Source organism: Pseudohalioglobus lutimaris, from assembly GCF_002866825.1.
Taxonomy (GTDB): Bacteria; Pseudomonadota; Gammaproteobacteria; order Pseudomonadales; family Halieaceae; genus Halioglobus; species Halioglobus lutimaris.
Genome location: NZ_PKUS01000003.1, coordinates 219,523 through 239,352 on the forward strand (window position 1 = coordinate 219,523; position 19,830 = coordinate 239,352).

At 59.1% G+C, this 19,830-nt stretch carries 19 protein-coding genes; 9 read left to right on the forward strand and 10 right to left on the reverse strand.

Annotated features, from left to right (window positions below; translation table 11 throughout):
* Positions 1 to 2: 2 nt before the first annotated feature.
* The 6 genes from C0039_RS05630 to C0039_RS05655 are packed head-to-tail and all read right to left on the reverse strand — an operon-like array spanning position 3 to position 8,494.
* On the reverse strand, positions 3 to 3,992 hold the full coding sequence (locus C0039_RS05630) for a YhdP family protein (protein WP_101517508.1): 3,990 nt from the start codon (positions 3,990 to 3,992) through the stop codon (positions 3 to 5).
* A gap of 33 nt (positions 3,993 to 4,025) precedes the next feature.
* Positions 4,026 to 5,495, reverse strand: a complete 1,470-nt coding sequence (gene rng / locus C0039_RS05635; protein WP_075998606.1) for a ribonuclease G — start codon at positions 5,493 to 5,495, stop codon at positions 4,026 to 4,028.
* Positions 5,488 to 6,081: a Maf family protein gene (locus tag C0039_RS05640; RefSeq protein ID WP_101517509.1), complete on the reverse strand. Its 594-nt coding sequence runs from the start codon at positions 6,079 to 6,081 to the stop codon at positions 5,488 to 5,490. Before C0039_RS05640 ends, rng begins: the two co-directional genes overlap by 8 nt.
* 1 nt (position 6,082) lies before the next feature.
* Positions 6,083 to 6,571 carry a rod shape-determining protein MreD gene (gene mreD, locus C0039_RS05645; protein WP_075998608.1) on the reverse strand — a complete coding sequence of 163 codons (489 nt, stop codon included), beginning with the start codon at positions 6,569 to 6,571 and terminating at the stop codon, positions 6,083 to 6,085.
* Positions 6,572 to 6,574: 3 nt separating this feature from the next.
* Positions 6,575 to 7,411: a rod shape-determining protein MreC gene (gene mreC, locus C0039_RS05650; protein ID WP_101517510.1), complete on the reverse strand. Its 837-nt coding sequence runs from the start codon at positions 7,409 to 7,411 to the stop codon at positions 6,575 to 6,577.
* 45 nt (positions 7,412 to 7,456) lie between these two features.
* Positions 7,457 to 8,494: a rod shape-determining protein gene (locus C0039_RS05655; protein WP_101517511.1), complete on the reverse strand. Its 1,038-nt coding sequence runs from the start codon at positions 8,492 to 8,494 to the stop codon at positions 7,457 to 7,459.
* A gap of 235 nt (positions 8,495 to 8,729) precedes the next feature.
* Between C0039_RS05655 and gatC the strand changes: the two genes are divergently transcribed.
* Genes gatC through C0039_RS05675 form a run of 4 tightly spaced genes read left to right on the forward strand, consistent with a single transcriptional unit; the run spans position 8,730 to position 12,290 of the window.
* Positions 8,730 to 9,017, forward strand: coding sequence for an Asp-tRNA(Asn)/Glu-tRNA(Gln) amidotransferase subunit GatC (gene gatC, locus C0039_RS05660; RefSeq protein ID WP_101517512.1), 288 nt, complete (start codon positions 8,730 to 8,732; stop codon positions 9,015 to 9,017).
* Positions 9,018 to 9,045: 28 nt separating this feature from the next.
* Entirely contained in the window at positions 9,046 to 10,506 is a 1,461-nt protein-coding gene (gatA, locus tag C0039_RS05665) for an Asp-tRNA(Asn)/Glu-tRNA(Gln) amidotransferase subunit GatA (RefSeq protein WP_101517513.1), read from the forward strand.
* Positions 10,506 to 11,948 (forward strand): Asp-tRNA(Asn)/Glu-tRNA(Gln) amidotransferase subunit GatB, encoded by a 1,443-nt coding sequence (gene gatB, locus C0039_RS05670; protein WP_101517514.1) that lies wholly within the window; start codon positions 10,506 to 10,508, stop codon positions 11,946 to 11,948. The genes gatA and gatB overlap by 1 nt, the downstream gene beginning before the upstream one ends.
* A 51-nt stretch (positions 11,949 to 11,999) precedes the next feature.
* Positions 12,000 to 12,290 carry a PA4642 family protein gene (locus tag C0039_RS05675; RefSeq protein WP_075998613.1) on the forward strand — a complete coding sequence of 97 codons (291 nt, stop codon included), beginning with the start codon at positions 12,000 to 12,002 and terminating at the stop codon, positions 12,288 to 12,290.
* A 6-nt stretch (positions 12,291 to 12,296) separates the two neighbouring features.
* Here C0039_RS05675 and C0039_RS05680 read toward each other — a convergent pair whose 3' ends face one another.
* Positions 12,297 to 12,725, reverse strand: coding sequence for an MAPEG family protein (locus C0039_RS05680; RefSeq protein ID WP_075998614.1), 429 nt, complete (start codon positions 12,723 to 12,725; stop codon positions 12,297 to 12,299).
* Between the two features lie 87 nt (positions 12,726 to 12,812).
* Between C0039_RS05680 and C0039_RS05685 the strand changes: the two genes are divergently transcribed.
* The 3 genes from C0039_RS05685 to dapE are packed head-to-tail and all read left to right on the forward strand — an operon-like array spanning position 12,813 to position 15,399.
* On the forward strand, positions 12,813 to 13,208 hold the full coding sequence (locus tag C0039_RS05685) for an ArsC family reductase (RefSeq protein WP_232334848.1): 396 nt from the start codon (positions 12,813 to 12,815) through the stop codon (positions 13,206 to 13,208).
* A 24-nt stretch (positions 13,209 to 13,232) separates the two neighbouring features.
* Entirely contained in the window at positions 13,233 to 14,252 is a 1,020-nt protein-coding gene (gene dapD, locus C0039_RS05690; RefSeq protein WP_075998615.1) for a 2,3,4,5-tetrahydropyridine-2,6-dicarboxylate N-succinyltransferase, read from the forward strand.
* Between the two features lie 16 nt (positions 14,253 to 14,268).
* Entirely contained in the window at positions 14,269 to 15,399 is a 1,131-nt protein-coding gene (dapE, locus tag C0039_RS05695; protein ID WP_101517515.1) for a succinyl-diaminopimelate desuccinylase, read from the forward strand.
* On the opposite strand, the gene C0039_RS05700 is transcribed toward dapE, so the two are convergent.
* The 3 genes from C0039_RS05700 to C0039_RS05710 form a co-directional block, all read right to left on the reverse strand.
* Positions 15,388 to 16,146: an SDR family NAD(P)-dependent oxidoreductase gene (locus C0039_RS05700; protein ID WP_075998617.1), complete on the reverse strand. Its 759-nt coding sequence runs from the start codon at positions 16,144 to 16,146 to the stop codon at positions 15,388 to 15,390. The genes dapE and C0039_RS05700 overlap by 12 nt on opposite strands.
* 66 nt (positions 16,147 to 16,212) lie before the next feature.
* Positions 16,213 to 16,863, reverse strand: a complete 651-nt coding sequence (locus C0039_RS05705) for a class I SAM-dependent methyltransferase (protein WP_084179073.1) — start codon at positions 16,861 to 16,863, stop codon at positions 16,213 to 16,215.
* Between the two features lie 156 nt (positions 16,864 to 17,019).
* Positions 17,020 to 18,336: a hypothetical protein gene (locus C0039_RS05710; RefSeq protein WP_075998619.1), complete on the reverse strand. Its 1,317-nt coding sequence runs from the start codon at positions 18,334 to 18,336 to the stop codon at positions 17,020 to 17,022.
* Between the two features lie 60 nt (positions 18,337 to 18,396).
* On the opposite strand from C0039_RS05710, the gene C0039_RS05715 reads away from it, so the two are divergent.
* A complete protein-coding gene (locus C0039_RS05715; RefSeq protein ID WP_101517516.1) occupies positions 18,397 to 18,942 on the forward strand; it encodes a leucine-rich repeat domain-containing protein in 546 nt (181 codons plus the stop codon).
* On the forward strand, positions 18,939 to 19,817 hold the full coding sequence (locus C0039_RS05720) for a lysophospholipid acyltransferase family protein (RefSeq protein ID WP_075998621.1): 879 nt from the start codon (positions 18,939 to 18,941) through the stop codon (positions 19,815 to 19,817). The genes C0039_RS05715 and C0039_RS05720 overlap by 4 nt, the downstream gene beginning before the upstream one ends.
* The last annotated feature ends 13 nt before the right edge of the window (positions 19,818 to 19,830 follow it).

Here is a 19,830-nt window from a genome sequence, read left to right on the forward strand (position 1 = left end):
GGTCAAGGGTCCTCCTGGCTCGCAGGCTGCTGCACGTCGCCTTTATCCGTTTCCCCATCGATATTGGCCGACCCGGCAGGCGTCAACTCTGCAGGTACAACCCGGGCCTCCGCAGCCGACTCCAGGCGCATCTCATCATCGAAAATACGATCGAAGTCCACCTGCGGTTCGTCCCACGTGCCCTGGATAGAGTAGACCCCGCTGGACAACCTATTCATTTGCTTCTCGAAGACTTTGCTGACCACGAACACACCGGCGGCGACGGCGGGCCCAGCCGTCAGTGCCGCTACCCACGGCAGGTTGTTGGCAACCGGCAGGGTAGCCACCAGCTCACCGTCGAGGCTGCGTGTGGCGATGTCAGAGACACCGCTCATCGCGAAAGCGCTGGCACTGCTGCGCACTGACAGGCTGGCCACTTCCAGGGTGCCAGTGTGGAAAAAAACCTCTCCGTCCACTGTGTCAAAACTAAGGCCAGACTCAAACATATGCGAGAGGCTCAGGCGTTCGACAATACCGGCGAGGTTGACAATCTCCACCACTTTCAACGCACCCGCCCCGCCCGGGGTTTTCAGGAACCTGCCGGACCCGAGGCCCAGCCTGACGGCCCCCTCAAGTTCAGCCAGAGAAGCCTTGTCCGGCGGCCCGGCCCACCCCAGGTCCAGGACGACCTCCCCTTCGTCGGTTTCCAGGAAACGCGCGTAACCGAGCTGTTCCAGCGTATCCCCGATATCATCAAACTGTAAGGGCAGTTCCAGGCGACTGCCCTGCGCGGGGACCCAGCTAAGTCGACCTGGTGCCGCCGCCAGTAACCGCATACCCATCAAATCACCCTGGATATTGTCTGCGTTGATTTCCCCGTCAGCCGAGCTCAAGTCAAAAGCCAGGGACCCGGCGGGTTTACCATCGATTCGTAGTTCAGTGAGGCTTACCTTAATATCAGGCAGGGAGATGGGCTCCGCCACTGCAGCATCAGGGCCCTCTCCCTGGGCCTGAGGGTCGGAGTCCAGGCCATCTCGGGCCACCAGATCCAGGTAGTCCAGTTGCAGCAGCGCCGGTCCATCTACCGGCTGCTGGTACTCGCCCTGCAACCAATCCGTAGTGCCACGCACGGTTAAACCATTTACCGACTGCTGCAGGCTGAAATTGACACCCTGGTACTCTCGACCAAAAAACAACAAGCGTTCGGCCTGCATACCGTTTATCCCCAGCCGGAAACCTTCTGCCGCTTCCGCTACAGGCGCAGCAGCCTGTGGGGCGGGCTGAGTCGCCCCCTCATCATCGGTGTCCGCTGGCAACAGGTACCGCGAGGTAAAATCAAGCCATGCCTGTACATCAACCACACCCGCCCGCCCCTGGGCCAGTATCGCCTGCGGCTGTAACTCAGGTGGCGGTGCCGACAGACCCAGCGAAGCGGCCTGCAGGGTCTGGCCGGTGATATCAAGATGCAGGGACAGGTCTTCCCCCAGGGCAATCCCCATGACTGTTTTTTCACCGCCAAGGGGCAACGCCAGTTCCAGCGGCCGTGACTCTGCGGCCGCTTTCTTCCAGGGGGCGGGTAAATCAAGCGCCATGCCTTCCAGGGAGGAGCGCAGGGTGAGTAACGATGCCTCTCCCGGAATCACGCTCACCAGTCCATCCACCACCGCTACACCTTCGGCAAGCGACAGGGCATCTACAGACAGCCAATCCTGCACGTCCCGCGCCGCGACGCTGCCCTGCAAGGCAACCTCCAGAGCCGAATCAGCAATGGCAAATGGCAGGTCGCCTCCGCGCAGGGCACGCTGGCTGATATCTGCCACCACTTCACGGCCCCAAAGCCGCGCCTGTAACTGATCAGCCCTGAACCCGGCGGCAGAGGTGTAGCGCAATTGCCCGTTAACTGCATTGAGCGGCAGCCTGCCCGGGTCTATTGTCAGGTCTACGTCTGCCAGATCGACGCTGACATCCACCAGCGGCGCTGCGGTCTTGTCTGCCAGGTTGAGCTGTAGTTGCAAAACGGTCTGTAAGCCGCCAGTCGCAGCCCAGTTGTCGAACACCCCCCCAGTGAGGCTACCCAGCAGTGATTCATTCACGGCACGCAAGCCGTCCACGGCACCGCCCGTCACCTCACCGTCAATGGCCAACTGCATTTGCTGCTCTCCGTCCATCCAGGCCTCAGCAGACAGATGTGCAACCATTGAGTCATATAAGCGGGCGCGTTCCGTCCACACGCTGACATTGGTGTCGTCGATCAGTACCGTGCCTTGCAGGTCGGAGACAGGCGGCCAGTCGGGGTGGTATGCCAATGCTGTGTTATCGAGGTCGAGCATCAACTGCACGGTGCGTAACGCGCCGGCCCCGGATCGCAGGCTGCCGCGCCATACAAACCCTGCCTGGCGGATATCCCCGTCGCCTATCGCGGTGGACAGCCAGTCTAAAAGGCCGGCGTTGAGTATGTAGGGTATGTACTTGTCACGATACACAGAGTGAGAGTCAGCAAGGCCCACCAGCAACCCCATCTCCAGGCCCGGTTCTGTCTCGCTGAACGGGATATTGAGGCTGAACAGGGCTTGCGCCTTCCCCTCCTCCGCTGCTGCCGTGATCAGGTCACTGTGCAGTAGCAGGGCCTCGCTGTCCCAGTCCAGGTGCAGGGTCCCGTAAAAGTCCTCATAGTAAAGCGGCTGAGTGAAAACCGTGGGGAAGTCCATGGAGAATTGCTGGCTGTCTATCACCACATAGCCGCCGGAGTCCGATATCTCAAAGTAGCCGGTACCCGAGGTCACCCCGGGAGCACCTTTCCAGGAATCCACTTGCAAACGATCGAAGTTACCCTCCGCATCCCAGCCGGCCAGGGGGTCAGCCAGGTCACCTACCGCCAGTTGCAAGGCGGATATCTCGCCACGCAGATTAAGTATGTCGAAAACAGAGCGCAGGGAATCAGGCACTGCCGGCATACCCGAAAAAAGCCGATTGAGAGGTTCCAGTTGCAGATCAGCCGTGCGCAGGCGCAGTGAGTCGCCCCATGCATCAAATTGCATACGAGGGATGTCGACTACCACGCCCTGGTGACTGACACTCAGGTCGGACGCATAAACTGTCCACCGGTTGCGGCGCTCCAGCAGTGTGGCTTTTACCGACAGCGCATCCAGGGGGATCGACCATGAGCCGTCTTCAGGGCGCAACACCGGATCGACCAGCGACAATTCCATGTCCACTTGCGCCTCGCCGCGATCCCAGGACAACCAGATCTCACTGCCCAACTCCCCCTCTGCCCACAGCGGCGGAGTCTGGGTGAACAGGTCAGCGACTGCGGCAATATCGCCGGTATCTGCCTGCAAATACAACGTGCCCTCGAACTGGTCTGGTCTGAAGGGATTGCCCAGCCCCATACCGTGCAGGCGAATGGATGTGCCCCGGGCCGAGAGCAGGTCAGCGCGCAAGCTGCGCTCACTGCCATCACGGGCCAGGTGTAATGCGAGGGCGAGATCACGCGTTGAGCCCCCGGGCAGACTCAGCCGTAACCGATTGTTGTCCAGGGTGACATACTCGATATTGAGCAGAAAATCCTGCAGCCACTCGCCCAGCGTCCCGCCGTCGCCGCTCAGGCCGGGAATGACCAGTCTTCCCTCCTCAGTGAGCTCACCATGCAGGGTCAGGCCATCAAGCTGTAACGATGTAATCTGCAAACTGCGGGTGAGAAGTGACCCCAGTACGTCGATCCCAATGCGCCCGCCGGTGAGCTGCAGCGGTCGGGTACCGTCGTCAGGCAAATCCAGTTCCAGCCCATGAAGCACGATCTCGGGCGTAAAGGAGGACCACTGTCCGCCGATCCGCTGTGCACTGATGACAAACGGCACACGGCTGTTAAGCTGCGTCAATACTTCATCCTGCCAGCCCTGCAGATTAGTGCTCAGGTAGCGGCCAAAACTGACATAAGTAGCCAGCAGCACGACTGCGGTGACCACACAGACCCACAGTATATTGCTTAGCTTGTGAAATATGGATTCTTGCAAAAGGGGACTTCCCGCCTCGAACGCCCTGCCTGTCTAGAGCAACACGATATCAAAGTGTTCCGGGTTATTGTCCGGTTCAACACGCAGACTGATGGATTTGCCGATAAATTCCTCCAGGTCGGCCACATTGGCGGACTCTTCATCCAGCAGCCGGTCGATCACGCCCTGGCAAGCAAGCACCAGCAGGCTGTCGGCCTCGTAGGCACGCGCATCACGCATTATTTCGCGAAATATCTCATAGCAAACTGTTTCCGCGGTCTTCAGCATGCCGCGCCCCTGGCAGACTGGGCAGTCCTCGCACAGCAGTTGTTGCAGGCTCTCGCGAGTGCGCTTGCGGGTCATTTCCACCAGTCCCAGCGCAGAGACATCGGTGATTTTGTTGCGGGCAGGATCCCGCGCCATGGCCTTTTCCAGCGACCGGTGGACTTGTCTGCGGTGCTCTTCATCGCGCATGTCGATAAAGTCGATAATAATGATCCCGCCGAGATTGCGGATACGCAGCTGGCGGGCAAGCATGGTAGCCGCTTCCAGGTTGGTCTTGAAGATGGTCTCTTCCAGATTGCGACGCCCGACAAAAGAACCCGTATTGACGTCAATGGTGGTCATCGCCTCGGTCTGGTCTATCACCAGGTAGCCGCCTGACTTCAGCCCCACCTTGCGACTCAACGCTCGCTGGATGTCTTCCTCGATCCCGTGCAGGTCAAACAGCGGGCGCTCTCCCGGATAATGCTCCAGCAGGCCTGAGACCTCCGGCATGTACTCGCCACAAAACTCCTGCAGCGCGGTGAAGCTCTCGCGGCTATCGATAAGGATACGCTCCACACCGGGTCGGGCCAGGTCGCGCACGGTACGCATGTGCAGCGGCAGCTCAGAGTAGAGCAACTCTGCCTTGCGTGCCGCCTTGGCCCGCCGGGAAACCGCTGCCCACAACCGCTTCAGAAACCGCAGGTCAGCCTGGATTTCCTCCAGCCCAACACCCTCTGCAGCGGTGCGCAGAATATAGCCACCCTGTCCATCCATCTCCTCGGCGGCGAGCCCGGCGGTGAGCAGAGCCTGCAGCCGGGTTCTCTCTTCGGCGTCATCTATACGCTGGGAAACACCGACATGGCTGGTCTGGGGCATGAACACCAGATAACGGGAGGAAACCGACAGCTCGGTGGTCAGTCTTGCCCCCTTGCTCCCCAGGGGATCCTTGGTGACTTGCACAATGACCTTCTTGCCCTCGTGCAGATGATCACCAATGGCGTCACTGCTGCGCGCCCTGCCCTCGACCCCGGGGTCGTGGATATCGGAGACGTGGATGAAACTGCTGCGGTCGGCACCGATATCAACGAAGGCGGCCTGCATTCCCGGCAGCACCCGCAGGACCTTGCCAGCATAGATATTACCAACCATACCCAGACTGACACTGCGCTCAATATGAATGTCCTGGGTGACGCCGTTGTCCACCACTGCCACCCTTGTCTCCATGGGTGTTACGTTGACCAGAATCTCTTCACTCACCCGGTGTCTCCAGCACGCTGGCAATTCCCAACCCGGACAACATTTGCCAGGTCTGGGCGAGGGGCAGCCCCACTACGTTACTGTAACTGCCTTCGATGGAACTGACAAAAGCGGCTGCCAGGCCCTGGATACCGTACCCGCCCGCTTTATCCCAGGGTTCATCGGTGGCCAGGTAAGCTTCACATAGCTCGCGGCTGAGTGACGTAAAGGTGACTTGTGTCTCCACCAGTTGGGTCTGGCTGTCGCCGTCTGGTCGCTGCAGGCAAATCGCAGTAAGCACGGCGTGACTGCGGCCACTGAGCCGGGCAAGCATGCCCAGTCCATCAAAGTGATCCGCCGGCTTGCCCAGCACATCCTCGTCGAGCACAACCGATGTATCAGCGGCCAGTACGACGACGGACTGACCGCTATAACGCGCGGCAACCACTGCGGCTTTCTCCTGCGCCATACGCTGCACATACTCTTCCGGCGGCTCGCCCTCATGGCGGGACTCATCGATATCCGCAGGGTCACAGCGATGCGGGACGCCGATCTGCTGTAAGAGCTCCCGGCGACGAGGCGAGGCCGAGGCGAGAATCAATTCCATATCAACTTACCCGGTAGTAGCGGCGCAAACTGCGCATACTTTGCAGCACAAAAGGCCAGAGTAGCGCACTGGAAACTGCCGGCAGCAGGAAAAACAGCGTCTGTGATCCCGCCCCCTCCAGGTTCTGCACCCACTGGCAAATCATCTGGTTAATGGCAATCAGAACGAACACTACTGCCGATTGCTGCCAGAGGCTGAATACGCGCAGTCGCTGGTAGAGCAACAAGGCCAGCAGCGCAAGGGCTACCAGGGCAAAAGCGTTCTGCCCCAATACCGCCCCCTCCGCCACATCCAGCATTACCCCCAATAGCAGGGCCGTAAATATACCCACTCGCTGGGGCAAGGCGATCACCCAATAGACAAGTACCAGCGCCACCCATTCAGGCCGGCCCCAGGCCAGCCACTCCGGTAACGGTAGCAAGGCCAGGACCAGAGCCAGGAAAAAGCTGGCAAGTATCACCCAATAGGCAAAAGGCCCCTGGTCGACCAAGGTTCAGCTCTCCCCCGCAGGTTTCGAGGTGAATACCAGCAGTACGTGGCGGCTGCGTTCCAATGCTGCGCTGGGCCTTGCCGTAATGCGCGCGAAGGCTTCTCCCGGGTCCCGTTCGATCTCACTGACCACGCCGACCGGGTAGCCAACCGGGAATCGCCCACCAAGCCCGGAAGTGACCAGCAGGTCGCCCTCGCGTATGTCCGTGGTCGCGGACACGTGATGGATCTCCAGCAGTGTCAGGCTGCCGGTACCCTCAGCGATCGCCCTGACACCATTGCGATTGACTTGCACGGGGATAGAGTGTGTTGCGTCCGTTATCAGCAATGCGCGTGAATTTACCTGGCTGACCTGAACGATCTGCCCCAGCAGCCCATCGGCGTCGATCAGGGCCTGACCAACGAATACGCCATCGCGCTGACCCTTGTTAAGCACCAGCTGGTGGCGCACAGGGTCCGGTGATACGCCTATGAGTTCGGCCACCAGCACATCATCGCGCAGCAGTGCCGAGGAATTGAGCAGCGCTCGCAGGCGCACGTTTTCTGCTTGTAACGAGGCCATTTGCTGCGAGCGTCCTCTCAACACCAGGTTCTCGCGACGCAAACGCCCATTTCTTCCCAGCAGTTCGTCGCGGCTGACCAGGTGCTCGTCGTTCCAGTCAGACAGGCGTGAAGGAATATCCGTGACCCAGTATACGGGGGCGGCAATCACTTCCAGGGCAGAGCGGGTATGGCGCAGGGCATTGAAGCGCAGGTCTGCCACCAGCAAGCCCAATACCAACAGGGTAACCAGCAACAGGCGCAGCCCCAGGTTGGACTCTTTGACGAATAGTGGCTTGATGTCCTCTCCTCGGTGATTCCTGCGGAAGCTCGGGGGACAGTTTACTTATTCAGTGGACAACAGGTCTATGGTGCGTCTGTCCATATACTCCATGGCGCGACCACCGCCACGCGCCACGCAGGTCAGAGGATCCTCGGCGACGATAACCGGCAGCCCGGTTTCCTCGGAAATCAGCCTGTCCAGGTCGCGCAGTAGCGCACCACCACCGGTTAGCACGATGCCGCTTTCGGCTATATCTGCGGCCAGTTCAGGCGGGGATTGTTCCAGCGCGGACTTTACCGACTGCACGATAGACGACAGCGGGTCCTGCAGCGACTCGAGTATTTCATCGCTGTCCAGCGTAAAGCTGCGAGGCACGCCCTCTGCGAGGTTGCGTCCGCGTACGTCAATTTCGCGCAGGTCGGAGCCACCAAAAGCGCAGCCCACTTCCATCTTGATTTTTTCTGCAGTGGCATCACCTATCAGGCTGCCGTAGCGACGGCGGACATGCGAGACGATCGCCTCGTCAAAACGGTCGCCGCCAATGCGCACAGAGTCGCGGTAGACGATGCCATTGAGGGAAATAATCGCTATCTCGGTGGTACCCCCCCCCACGTCAACCACCATACAACCGCTGGCTTCTTCAACATCCAGCCCGGCACCGATCGCCGCGGCCATAGGCTCTTCTATAAGACGTACTTCACGCGCCCCCGCGGACAACGCGGATTCGCGAATGGCCCGACGCTCCACCTGGGTAGACATGCAAGGTACGCAAACCAGCACCCTGGGGCTGGGTCGGATAAAGCGGGTCTCATGAACCTTGGCAATAAAATGCTGGAGCATTTTCTCAGTGACCTGGAAGTCGGCAATGACGCCGTCCTTGAGCGGACGGATGGCAGTGATATTACCCGGTGTCCGGCCCAGCATACGCTTGGCTTCTTTGCCCACGGCCTCTATTGTCTTCTGGCCATTGTGAATACGAATGGCAACAACAGATGGCTCGTCTAGTACGATGCCCTTGTCGCGAACGTAGATAAGGGTGTTGGCGGTACCCAGATCAATAGAGAGATCGTTGGAGAAGACTCCACGCAATTTCTTCAGCATTAAGTGTTACTACCTTTTGAATACAACGGGGGAACTGGGCTGGCCAGTCCTGCACGCTTCCCTACCAGCCGCACATCAGTTGGAACGCCCATGAAATGCTGCGGTTTTCGACCGATTTTTGTAGGGCCGAATTATTCGGGCAACTGTAACAACCGGGGGGATTTTGGGCAAGGCGCAAATGTGGTAACTTTAGCGCCCCTGCCGCAGCCCGGCGGCTATTCCCGGTTGTAAAAACATGGCTATTGAGCAAGACGAGATCGAAAAAATCGCGGAACTGGCGCGTATCCGCATTGCCGATGAACAAATTGGCGAAGTTGCCCAGCGCATCACCAGAATACTGGACATGGTTGATCAGTTGCAGGCCGCAGACACAGCGGGCGTAGAGCCCATGGCAAACCCCCTTGACGCAGTCCAGCTACTGCGTGCCGACACCGTCACCGAAACCAATCGCAGGGAGGCATTCCAGGCCATTGCCCCGGCGGTGGAAGACGGCCTTTATCTCGTGCCCAAAGTTATCGACTAGGCAGTAAACGCTTCACCAGGACTCCATAATGCATACTCAGACTGTTGCCCAACTCATCCAGGGGTTGCGGGACAAACGCTTTTCCAGCGTCGAACTCACGCGACACTTTTGCGCACGTATCACCGAGTTGAACCCGGTCTACAATGCGTTTATTACCGTCAATGAAGCAGCCGCGCTAACCGCTGCCGCCGCTGCTGACGAACGCCTTGCCAAAGGGGACGCCGCCGCACTGACCGGTATTCCGCTGGCACACAAGGACATTTTCTGCACCCAGGGCCTGCGCACCAGTTGTGGCTCAAAAATGCTGGACAATTTCGTTCCACCCTATAGCGCTACGGTTATTGAGCGCTTTCAGGGTGCCGGCACCGTCAACCTCGGCAAGACCAATCTCGATGAGTTTGCCATGGGCTCTTCCAACGAAAACAGCTACTACGGCCCAGTGAAAAACCCGTGGGACACGAAGACCGTACCCGGGGGCTCCTCGGGTGGCTCGGCAGCCGCCGTGGCAGCAATGATGGCTCCCGCGGCTACCGGCACTGACACCGGCGGCTCTATTCGCCAACCGGCAGCCTTTTGCGGCATCACTGGACTTAAACCGACCTATGGCCGGGTTTCGCGCCTGGGCATGGTCGCCTATGCGTCCAGCCTCGACCAGGGCGGCCCGATGGCCCACACGGCCGAGGACTGCGCAATCCTGCTCAACGCCATGGCGGGCCACGACCCACTGGACTCCACCTCTGCCAACGTCGCCACGGAAGACTACACGGCCGGCCTGGAAAAGCCACTCAACGGTCTGCGCATCGGATTGCCTCGCCAATTCTTCGGCGATGGGCTCGATGCTGCCACCGGCGAATGTATCAACGCGGCCCTGCAGGAACTGGAGCGCCAGGGCGCCACCCTCGTGGACATCACCCTGCCGCACAGCGAGCTGACCATTCCCGCCTACTACATCATTGCACCGGCTGAAGCCTCTACCAACCTGTCGCGGTTCGACGGGGTGCGCTATGGCCACCGCTGCGAGAGCCCGCAGGACCTGCACGACCTGTATACCCGGACCCGGGAAGAAGGCTTTGGAGACGAGGTAAAAAGACGTATTCTGGTGGGCACCTATGCCCTCTCCGCCGGCTACTATGACGCCTATTACAAGAAGGCCCAGCAGGCCAGGCGCCTGATTCACGGGGATTTCATGACGGCGTTCGAACAGGTGGATGTGATCGTCGGACCTACCACTCCTGGCCCTGCCTTTGCACTGGGCGCCAAGACCGACGACCCCGTGGCCATGTACCTGGAGGATGTCTACACCCTGGCGGTAAACCTCGCCGGACTGCCGGGCATGTCCGTTCCCGCCGGACTGGTTCACGGCAAACCCGTGGGCATGCAGTTGATTGGGCCCCACTTTGCCGAGTCCCGGTTACTCAACGTGGCCCATCGCTTCCAGCAGGCAACGGACTGGCACACACAAACACCACAAACCGGGGGGGACGCCTGATGCAATGGGAAACGGTCATCGGCCTGGAAGTGCATCTGCAACTGGCCACCCGCTCAAAAATATTTTCCGGCTCTGCTACCGATTTCGGTGCAGAGCCCAATACCCAGGCGAGCGCCGTGGACCTCGCCATGCCCGGTATGCTCCCCGTGCTCAATGAGCAGGCCGTGCGCTATGCGGTGATGTTTGGCCTCGGCATCGACGCCCACATTGGCATGCGCTCGGTATTTGATCGTAAAAATTACTTCTATCCGGACCTCCCCAAAGGCTACCAGATCAGCCAGTTTAGCGACCCCATCGTCGGCGCCGGGCAGTTCGAGATACAGCTGGAAGACGGTTCCAGCAAACAAATTGGCATCACCCGTGCCCACCTTGAAGAGGACGCAGGAAAGTCATTGCATGAGGACTTCCATGGTATGAGCGGCATCGACCTGAACCGGGCCGGGACGCCGCTGCTGGAGATCGTCAGTGAACCTGATATCCGCAGCGCGGCAGAGGCCGTCGCCTACCTCAAGACCCTGCACAGCCTGGTCACCTACCTGGGCATATCCGACGGAAATATGGCCGAAGGCTCCATGCGCTGTGACATCAACATTTCCCTGCGGCCAATGGGCTCTGAAAAACTCGGCACGCGGGCAGAGATCAAGAACGTTAACTCGTTCAGGTTTGTCGAACGCGCTATACGCCACGAATTTGAACGTCAGGCTGACATACTCGAGAGCGGCGGACGCATTGTTCAGGAGACCCGGCTCTACGATGCGGACAGGGACGAGACCCGACCCATGCGCAGCAAGGAAGTCGCCAACGACTATCGTTACTTCCCCGAGCCTGACCTGTTGCCGGTGGTGATCGACGAGCAATACGTGGCAGAAATACGCAAGAGCCTGCCGGAACTACCCGCTGACAAGCGCCAGCGGTTCATTGAGCAGCATCAGCTGTCCGCCTACGACGCCGGCGTACTGGTCGACAGCCCGGCACTGGCTGACTACTACGAGCAAGTGGTCGCCGCCTGTGGGGATGCAAAAATAGCCGCCAACTGGGTGCAGGTCGAGTTGCGGGGGCAGTTGAACAAAAATGAGCTGGCTATTGAAGCCAGCCCGGTATCCGCAAACAGTCTTGGTCAACTGATCACCCGCATTCTCGACAACAGTATTTCCGGTAAAATAGCCAAGCAGGTGTTCGAGGCGATGTGGCAGGGTGAGGACAGTGCCGATGAGATTATCGAGGCACGAGGACTGAAGCAGGTTTCCGACTCTGGCGCCCTGGAGGCCATGGTCGACCAGGTCATCGCCGATAACGCGGCGCAGGTGACGCAATTCCTCGAGGCGGACGATGGCAAACGCAAGAAACTGGTGGGCTTCTTCGTCGGTCAGGTAATGAAAGTGTCCAAGGGTCAGGCGAATCCGCAAATGGTCAACAAGCTGTTGGCAGAAAAACTCAAGTAATCTCCGCATCCCGTCAATGGCGGGCAGCGACAACGGGAAAGAAGTAAAGCGATGAAAAAAGATAAACAGAAAGTACTGGATGAAGTATGGACAGAGGACCACGTACGCAGCTTCCTCAACGTGCGGCCGCACGACGAGAGCAATGAAGACTTCCACATGCTATTAAAAGCCTACCAGAGTATGCGGGCCTCCGATTTTGAGCTGTTCGTGCGCTTTTTCGGCGAGCAGAATCGGAATATCAATGCGCAGGACCGCGAGGGCCGCACAGCACTGGAAATCATCTCCGGGCACCGCAGGGGCGGTGACTACGCAGCGATACTGCAGGCGGCTGGCGCCACCTGATCGGGCTTACAACGCGGCAAGCAAGCCGCGAACAATCATGACCCAGACCGCTATCGAAGACACCACGTAGACAATGAATCGGTGCATCACCTTGTTGTAGGTGCAGTGAATCAGGCTATGGATGATGCGGCCGACGACGAATATCCAGGCGCAATTGACGTGTAGAGCATCGACCATCCCGAACAGGGTCAGATACAGGCAGGTCACGTAGAACAGCACCGGCACTTCCAGCAAGTTCTTGAAATTATTGCTGGGCCCGGAAACATCATCAGGAATTGCGGCCTGCACAGCGGCAGGCGTTTTCAGCTGCTCAGCGTCAATATGGTTCGCCGTCAGGTAGCGCATTCGGGTCACAAATAGGTAGACCCAGACCAGCAGGGTAAGCAGGAGCATCACTGCTATAGGCAGTGCCAGTTCAGCGTTGAAACGTTCCATGGTTTATTTCCTTATTGGGTTTGCGTCAGCTAGCATCGGGAAGACTATAGCATCTGCTCTCGCTATATCTGAAGGAGCCGATTTGCTATGCTACTCGACCCGTTTACAACGACAATTGGACAGTACGTGATCACGCTCTACGGCATCAAGAACTGCGACACGGTGAAGAAGGCCAGAAAATGGCTGGATGACAGGGAAATCGAGTATCGCTTTCACGACGTACGCGCGGATGGGTTGGAGCGGGAGACCGTGATGCACTGGCTGCAAACCCTGGGCTGGGAGATTCTGGTGAACAAGCGCAGTACAACCTGGAAGGCCCTGGACCCGACGGCCCGGGACAACATGGACGACGTCACAGCTGCTGCCGCCATTCTCGAGCACCCCACCCTGTTCAAACGCCCCGTCCTCGATACAGGGCACGAACTGCACTGCGGCTTTTCATCTGCCAACTACCAGACAATTTTCAATCACCACACCCTTTAGGGTGAAGACAGGACATACAACACCATGACAGAATCCGCGTTCGCCCTCGGCCTTGGCGTGGGCACTCACAATAGGAAAGGTGAGTGGCTGGAGGTTTTCTTTCCGCGGCCGCTGATCTCACCGTCCGCAGAGCTGGCCGCCGCCGTGGCAGGCCTGGGTAACACTGCGACGCTGGACGCGAACCAGCTACGCACATTGCAGAGCAAGCTGAGCGAGGCCGGGGAAGACGAACAGGCATCCCTTGCCAGCCGACTGCGGGACAGTGACCGCCCTGCGGTAGCGGTGCTGCTGACAGAGGACGCGGCTCCAGCCAATGTGCCCGAGGGTTACCTGAAATTGCACCTGCTGTCCCACCGCCTGGTGAAGCCGCACGGCACCGTACTGGATGGATTGTTCGGCGCTTTACCTAATGTCGCGTGGACCAATGAGGGCGCGGTGGACATCGAGGAGCTTCCCGAACGACAACTGGCCGCCCGCCTGCGCGGTGAGGTACTGGAAGTCAGCTGCGTAGACAAGTTTCCCAAAATGACCAACTACGTGGTGCCGAAGGGCGTGCGTATCGCCCACACTGCTCGCGTGCGCCTGGGCGCATACCTGGGCGAGGGAACCACTATCATGCACGAGGGCTTCGTCAATTTTAATGCCGGCACAGATGGTCCGGGCATGATAGAAGGACGCATTTCGGCCGGCGTAAGGGTTGGAGCGGGTTCCGACCTGGGTGGCGGGTGCTCAACCATGGGCACCCTGTCCGGTGGCGGTAACATTATCATTGCAGTGGGCAAGGAGTGCCTGATCGGTGCCAATGCCGGCATTGGCATCCCGCTTGGAGATCGCTGCACGGTTGAAGCGGGGCTGTTCGTTACTGCCGGCACCAAAGTCACCATGCTCGACGCCGAGGGCATGCCGGTAGAAACCGTCAGGGCGCGAGACCTTGCAAGCAAGTCCGACCTGCTGTTTCGTCGCAACTCCACCACCGGCGCAGTGGAGTGCCTCACCAACCGCTCCGCTATAGAGTTGAATGAGGAGTTGCACGCCCACAACTAGGGCTGCGTATACTGCATTGAATAAAACGCTGGAGCTTTGCCGTGAACTGATCAGCCGCGCCTCGGTCACACCCGACGATGCGGGCTGCCAGGCCCTGATGACTGCCAGACTGGAAGCAATCGGCTTCGAGTGCACGGCCCTTCGCTTTGGTGATGTCGACAACCTCTGGGCCGTGCGCGGCACTAGCGGGCCGATACTGGTGTTCGCAGGACATACTGACGTGGTGCCGACGGGTCCGCTGGAGCAGTGGAGTACGCACCCGTTTGAGCCCACATTACTGGGGGATACGCTATACGGGCGTGGCGCGGCCGACATGAAGGCCAGCCTCGCGGCAATGATTGTTGCCTGTGAAGAGTTTGTCGCCCAGTACCCCGATAACGGTGGGCGCATCGGTTTTCTGATCACCTCAGATGAGGAAGGCCCTGCTGTTGATGGCACAGTGCGCGTCATGGAATGGCTGGCAGGCCGGGGCGAGCAGATCACCTGGTGCCTGGTGGGTGAGCCCTCCAGCAGCGAGCGCCTGGGTGATGTCATCAAGAACGGACGCCGCGGCTCACTCAATGCCACCCTCACTGTTAAAGGGGTACAGGGCCACATCGCCTACCCGCAACTGGCTGATAACCCTATTCATCGTGCAATGCCCGCTGTTGCAGCGCTCACCGCAGAGACCTGGGACCAGGGCAACAGCTTCTTCCCGCCCACCTCCATGCAGGTTTCCAATATCAACGCCGGCACCGGGGCGACCAATGTCATCCCCGGAGACGCCCGGGTGGTGTTCAACTTCAGGTTTTCAACTGAGGTAACCGACATGGAGCTGCGCCAGCGTACGCATGCCATTCTCGACGCACATGGTCTGAACTACGATATTGACTGGAGCCTGAGCGGCCAACCGTTCCTCACCCCCAGCGGCGAGCTGGTGGAGGCAGCCATAGCCAGCATTAAGGATGAACTGGGCATAGATACCGAGTTGTCCACTGCGGGCGGAACCTCTGACGGGCGCTTTATCGCACCCAGCGGCGCCCAGGTCGTGGAACTGGGGCCCGTGAATGCCACTATTCACAAAATAGACGAGGCTGTGCATGCGCCGGATCTGCCGCGCCTTACCGCCGTCTACCGCGGCATTATCCAGCGATTGCTAGTCTCCTAACGCATCCAGCGTTGCCTGCGCGCCCATGCGCGCCAGGGCGAGACTGCCCTCTCCCGGTATAACCAGTACACGACCATTACCCAGCGCGGCCAGGCTGGCGCTCACCACATCCTCCGATTGCATCCACATGTCATCGGGGAACGCCTCCGTGTCAAACCCCTGCGCTTTCATTGGCTCATGAATCTCTGTACGCACCAGCCCCGGGCAAAGCGCCTGCACGGTAATACCAGTGCTCTCCAGCTCCTGTTGCAGTGAAAGCGAAAAGTAATTCAGAAACGCCTTGCTCGCGCCATACACCGCGAGCTTTCGTCCCGGCAGGAACGCACCCAGGGAGGACACGTTGATAATATGCCCCCCACCCAGCTCTTGCATGAAAGGTATCGCCGCACGGCACAGGCTGATACTCGCATCACAGTGCAGGCTCAACATATCTCGCTGTATACCGATTTCAGTGGCGGCAAAATCACCGTAGGGACTGAAGCCTGCATTGTTCACCAGAATATCCACCGGGCCTTTCTGACGCAGGGCCTCCAGTGTTCTGGCCAGGCCTTCAACACTGAGCAGATCGGCTTCAATGACATGCACTTGCGTATTGCCGGCCAGTTCTTCGCGCAAACCCTCAAGGCGCTCGCGGCGACGGGCCACTGCGATGACAACCTCACACTGCGCGGACAGCTGCCGGCAAAACTCCGCACCCAGGCCAGATGAAGCGCCAGTCACCAGCGCCGTTTTTTTGTGTTCAGACATTGCAGAAACTCCGAAAAGCAACAATTGAGAGAATGGCCAATGGCGCGACGCAACAGGTAGAAGCCTTCATGCAAGGCCCGCCAGCACGTAAACATCGTAACGCACAGCCTTGCCGCGTATGGCGTGAGAAGGTTGCAGACCCGCCAGGGGCTCCGCCTTTGCCGGGCGCTTGACCACCACCCTTGCAACGGGCTTCTGCAGCGCCCAGCGCAATAATTCGTCCGCATCTGCTGGCACGCCCTGCAGCAGGAACTGGAATAGCGCCATTTCCTTTTTCACCGCCGCAGTCTTGTCTCGCGGGGGAAACATCGGGTCCAGGTAGATTACGTCTGCAGCGGCTACCTCATCGTGCGGCAGCTCACGCACATCGCCTTCTGTCAGTTGCATTCTGGCGAGCACTGCGTTCAGCCAATCATCAGCGACTGCAGTGCCCGCAGCAAGCCCTGCGCTGAGTAATGCGGCAACAACGGGATGGCGTTCACACAAGCGCACATTCACACCCAGGTCGGCGAGCACGAACCCGTCCCGACCCAGGCCCGCCGTGGCATCGATCACGGCAAGCCCAGGCTTCTTGCCGACGCCCACTGCCCTGCCGAGCAATTCATTATGCCCGGCGCCGCGCCGATGACGCATACCGGCAGTTCCAAAGTCCACCGACACCGCACCCGGCATTTTGCGCCCGCACAACTGCAGTGCGAGGCGGTTCTCATCCACCATCAGCAGGGCAGTGGCGATCCCACAATCCCGGGGAGAGGTAGCGGCAGGCAGCAGGGGCAGTGCGAGTTGTTCCGCCAGTTTCTGCGCGCGGGCCTCGGAAATTTCGTGAACGGCACAGACACCGAGTCGCGCAAGAGGGACGTCAGACAGCGGCGCTCACTCCTCAACAATACTGCCGTGGCGCTTTTTCAATAGCCCGGCGAAGTCATCAATAATCGCTTCGGCAGTTGCCGGGGGCGGAGCTTCTTCGTTCTGGCCAGGCACTGCATTCGATGCGGGCTGTTGCTCCGCTGGGGCAGCGTGGCCTGGCAGTTGATGCTCATCAAGGCCCAGTTGAAACTTCTCGTCTCCGGCATTGATGCTCAGGCGCAGGTTATACGCGAAGCGGGAGAGGCCGTGCTTGTCGGTGATGCGAAAGCGACGCGGGACTTGCTCGCCCGTTTCGTCCGCGTGCTCACTCAGACTACAGCCAAGCGAGCCGACTGTCTTTCCCGCAAGCTGCAAACCAGCGAGTGATTCCAGCCCTCGATTACAGGCAGCGACAAACGCCTGGGTAGACACTTTTGCCGTCGACAAAGCGCCCTCACCCAGTTGGGTACTGAAATCACCGACCAGAATCTGCTCGGCCGCAGCCAATTCGAGCATACGCGCCAGCTCAATCGTCACATCGCCGACAATATAGCTGAACACCGTGGGGTTAATACCTTCCGCCTGGTAAAGCTCATAGTGGCCGCCTATATGAAAGCCGGAACGTATTACCGGTACCGTATTGCCGCGGGAAGCTGATCGCGCGGCGGCGTTATCCGCCACCACCAACAACATGAAATAGAACAGATCAAGATTGGCCTCGGGCCCCAGGCTGCGATTCCAGATATAGTAGCCATCACCGGTGGTGGTTCGGGCGAAGTTAACCTCTATCCCGCGGGCCAGCAGCTTGTTATAGGCCGAGTTCAGCGTGTAGGAGAGGCTGTTCAGCTGGCTGGCCTGTTCGAATGGTGTGTACAGGGAGAACTCGACAATATCGAATAACAACACCGCCCGGCTCTCCACATAACTCAAACCGTAGCGACGAATGAGCTGTTCTACCTGCTGCAGCACCTGCGGCTCTTCACTTAGCGGTGTATCCAGTTTGATAAACGTCGGGGAGATCTGAAGCCGGTCCGAGACTTCAAACATTTCTTCCCGGGTCATTCGCCTGTCGCCGGAAATCAGCTCGCGAATGAACAGTTCATTGCCCTTATTGTCCTCACCCAGGGCACAGTAGTTGCCGAGAAAATAGTGGGGCACAAAAATGACCAGCAGACCGCGTTCATCCGCACTCCAGCACAGCACGATATTCTGCCCCAGGCGCCATTGCTTGCGCAGTGTCTTTTCCAGGGTCTTGAGATTGCCCCGCTGTACCAGGGAGATCGCATCTCCGCGGTTACTCGCGTTATCCTGGGACGCCGTCGCTGGTTTGTCGGGCTTAGTCATTACGCTTTCCGATTTATCTCTCTGGCAGTGTTATTATAGGTAGCCAGGAGCGCTGCGGCTATGGGCAAATTACGTGGCGCCAGAAACCTCAACCCAAGGGAGTCAGCAATGCCACGCTGGATACTGTTTGCTCTGCTACTGGCCACCTCAGGCGGATGCAGCAACTACGACCTGACGGTCAACGAAAAAGTGGTTTATACACCCCGCCCGCTGTTTTCTGATTTCACGGTGATAGACGATGGCCTGCGCACCTGCATCGAGCAGGCCATTATTGACCAGCAGGTAACCCGGCCCAACGAACTGCTGGTCCTCAACTGCAGCGCTGCTGAAATCGGCTCCCTTGACGGTCTGGGCCTGTTCACCGGGTTGCGCCAGCTTAGCCTGGCCTCCAACCAGATTGAGCATCTGCACCCCCTGGCAGCCCTGTCCTCCCTGGAAAGCCTGGACCTGACCAACAACCGCATTGTGGACCCTGTTGCACTCTATGAATTACTCTCGCTGCGCGTTCTGGACCTCTCCGGGAACCCGCAGTTGCAGTGCCCGGGGCGTAATGCGCTGTTCCAGCTTGATCAACTGATCTTGCCCGCACACTGCACCCGGCCATGATCTATCGCCTGATCAGCTACCTGCCCTTCCCCTTACTCTATGCACTGGCGTGGGTAGGGTATGTGCTGCTTTATTACGTCTTCCGCTACCGCCGCGAGGTCGTGCGTAATAATTTGACCCGCGCCTTCCCGGATAAGTCCAGTGGCGAACTCAAGGCCACCGCAAGGCTGTTCTACCAGCGCATCAGCCAGGTGGCACTGGAGATCATCAAGGCACGGCGCATGCGGCCGGATGACTTCCTGCAGCGCGTAAACATACTCAATCGTGACGTCCTGGAACAGCAAAGCGAGGGCTTTACACGGTCCGTCATCGTCCTCACCATTCACCAGGGTAACTGGGAGTGGATGCTGCACGGTGCCACTACCCACCTCAACATTCCCATAGACCCGGTTTACAAACCCCTGCATAACCAAACCGTTGACAAACTCATCTTTGATATTCGCAGCCAGTTCGGGTCTCGCCCCCTGTCCATGAAGAGCGCGACCCGTGACATACTCCGCCGCCGGCGCGAGTTTCGCTTGTTTGTAATGGTGGCCGACCAGTCACCGATTCGCAGCGAACGCGGTTACTGGACCACTTTTATGAATCAGGAAGCCAATTTCTACCTGGGCGCGGAAACTATCGCAAAAATGACCGGTTTCCCTGTGGTCTTCGCACAATGTCGCCGTCGCCGCACGGGCTACTATGAAATCGAGTTCCACGAGGTCGCCAGCCCACCGTATGATAAAGAATCACACCTCATCACCGATCGCTATGTAGAACTAGCCGAGGCATCCATTCGCAGCGAGCCGGAAAGCTGGCTGTGGAGCAACAGACGCTGGAAGCGCAACCGCGCCGAGGAAGCACAGCAGGAAGCCGAAGTAGAGGGGGCGTAACCGTGCGCACTCA

Excerpts from the sequence above, each read along its gene's own strand:
- gatA (WP_101517513.1), top strand. The coding sequence starts at position 9,046 with ATGCATACTCAGACTGTTGCCCAACTCATCCAGGGGTTGCGGGACAAA.
- C0039_RS05685 (WP_232334848.1), top strand. The coding sequence starts at position 12,813 with ATGCTACTCGACCCGTTTACAACGACAATTGGACAGTACGTGATCACG.
- gatC (WP_101517512.1), top strand. The coding sequence starts at position 8,730 with ATGGCTATTGAGCAAGACGAGATCGAAAAAATCGCGGAACTGGCGCGT.
- C0039_RS05700 (WP_075998617.1), bottom strand. The coding sequence starts at position 16,146 with ATGTCTGAACACAAAAAAACGGCGCTGGTGACTGGCGCTTCATCTGGC.
- dapD (WP_075998615.1), top strand. The coding sequence starts at position 13,233 with ATGACAGAATCCGCGTTCGCCCTCGGCCTTGGCGTGGGCACTCACAAT.
- gatB (WP_101517514.1), top strand. The coding sequence starts at position 10,506 with ATGCAATGGGAAACGGTCATCGGCCTGGAAGTGCATCTGCAACTGGCC.
- C0039_RS05680 (WP_075998614.1), bottom strand. The coding sequence starts at position 12,725 with ATGGAACGTTTCAACGCTGAACTGGCACTGCCTATAGCAGTGATGCTC.
- C0039_RS05640 (WP_101517509.1), bottom strand. The coding sequence starts at position 6,081 with ATGGAATTGATTCTCGCCTCGGCCTCGCCTCGTCGCCGGGAGCTCTTA.
- C0039_RS05715 (WP_101517516.1), top strand. The coding sequence starts at position 18,397 with ATGGGCAAATTACGTGGCGCCAGAAACCTCAACCCAAGGGAGTCAGCA.
- C0039_RS05705 (WP_084179073.1), bottom strand. The coding sequence starts at position 16,863 with ATGGTGGATGAGAACCGCCTCGCACTGCAGTTGTGCGGGCGCAAAATG.
- C0039_RS05710 (WP_075998619.1), bottom strand. The coding sequence starts at position 18,336 with ATGACTAAGCCCGACAAACCAGCGACGGCGTCCCAGGATAACGCGAGT.
- C0039_RS05655 (WP_101517511.1), bottom strand. The coding sequence starts at position 8,494 with ATGCTGAAGAAATTGCGTGGAGTCTTCTCCAACGATCTCTCTATTGAT.
- C0039_RS05675 (WP_075998613.1), top strand. The coding sequence starts at position 12,000 with ATGAAAAAAGATAAACAGAAAGTACTGGATGAAGTATGGACAGAGGAC.
- C0039_RS05720 (WP_075998621.1), top strand. The coding sequence starts at position 18,939 with ATGATCTATCGCCTGATCAGCTACCTGCCCTTCCCCTTACTCTATGCA.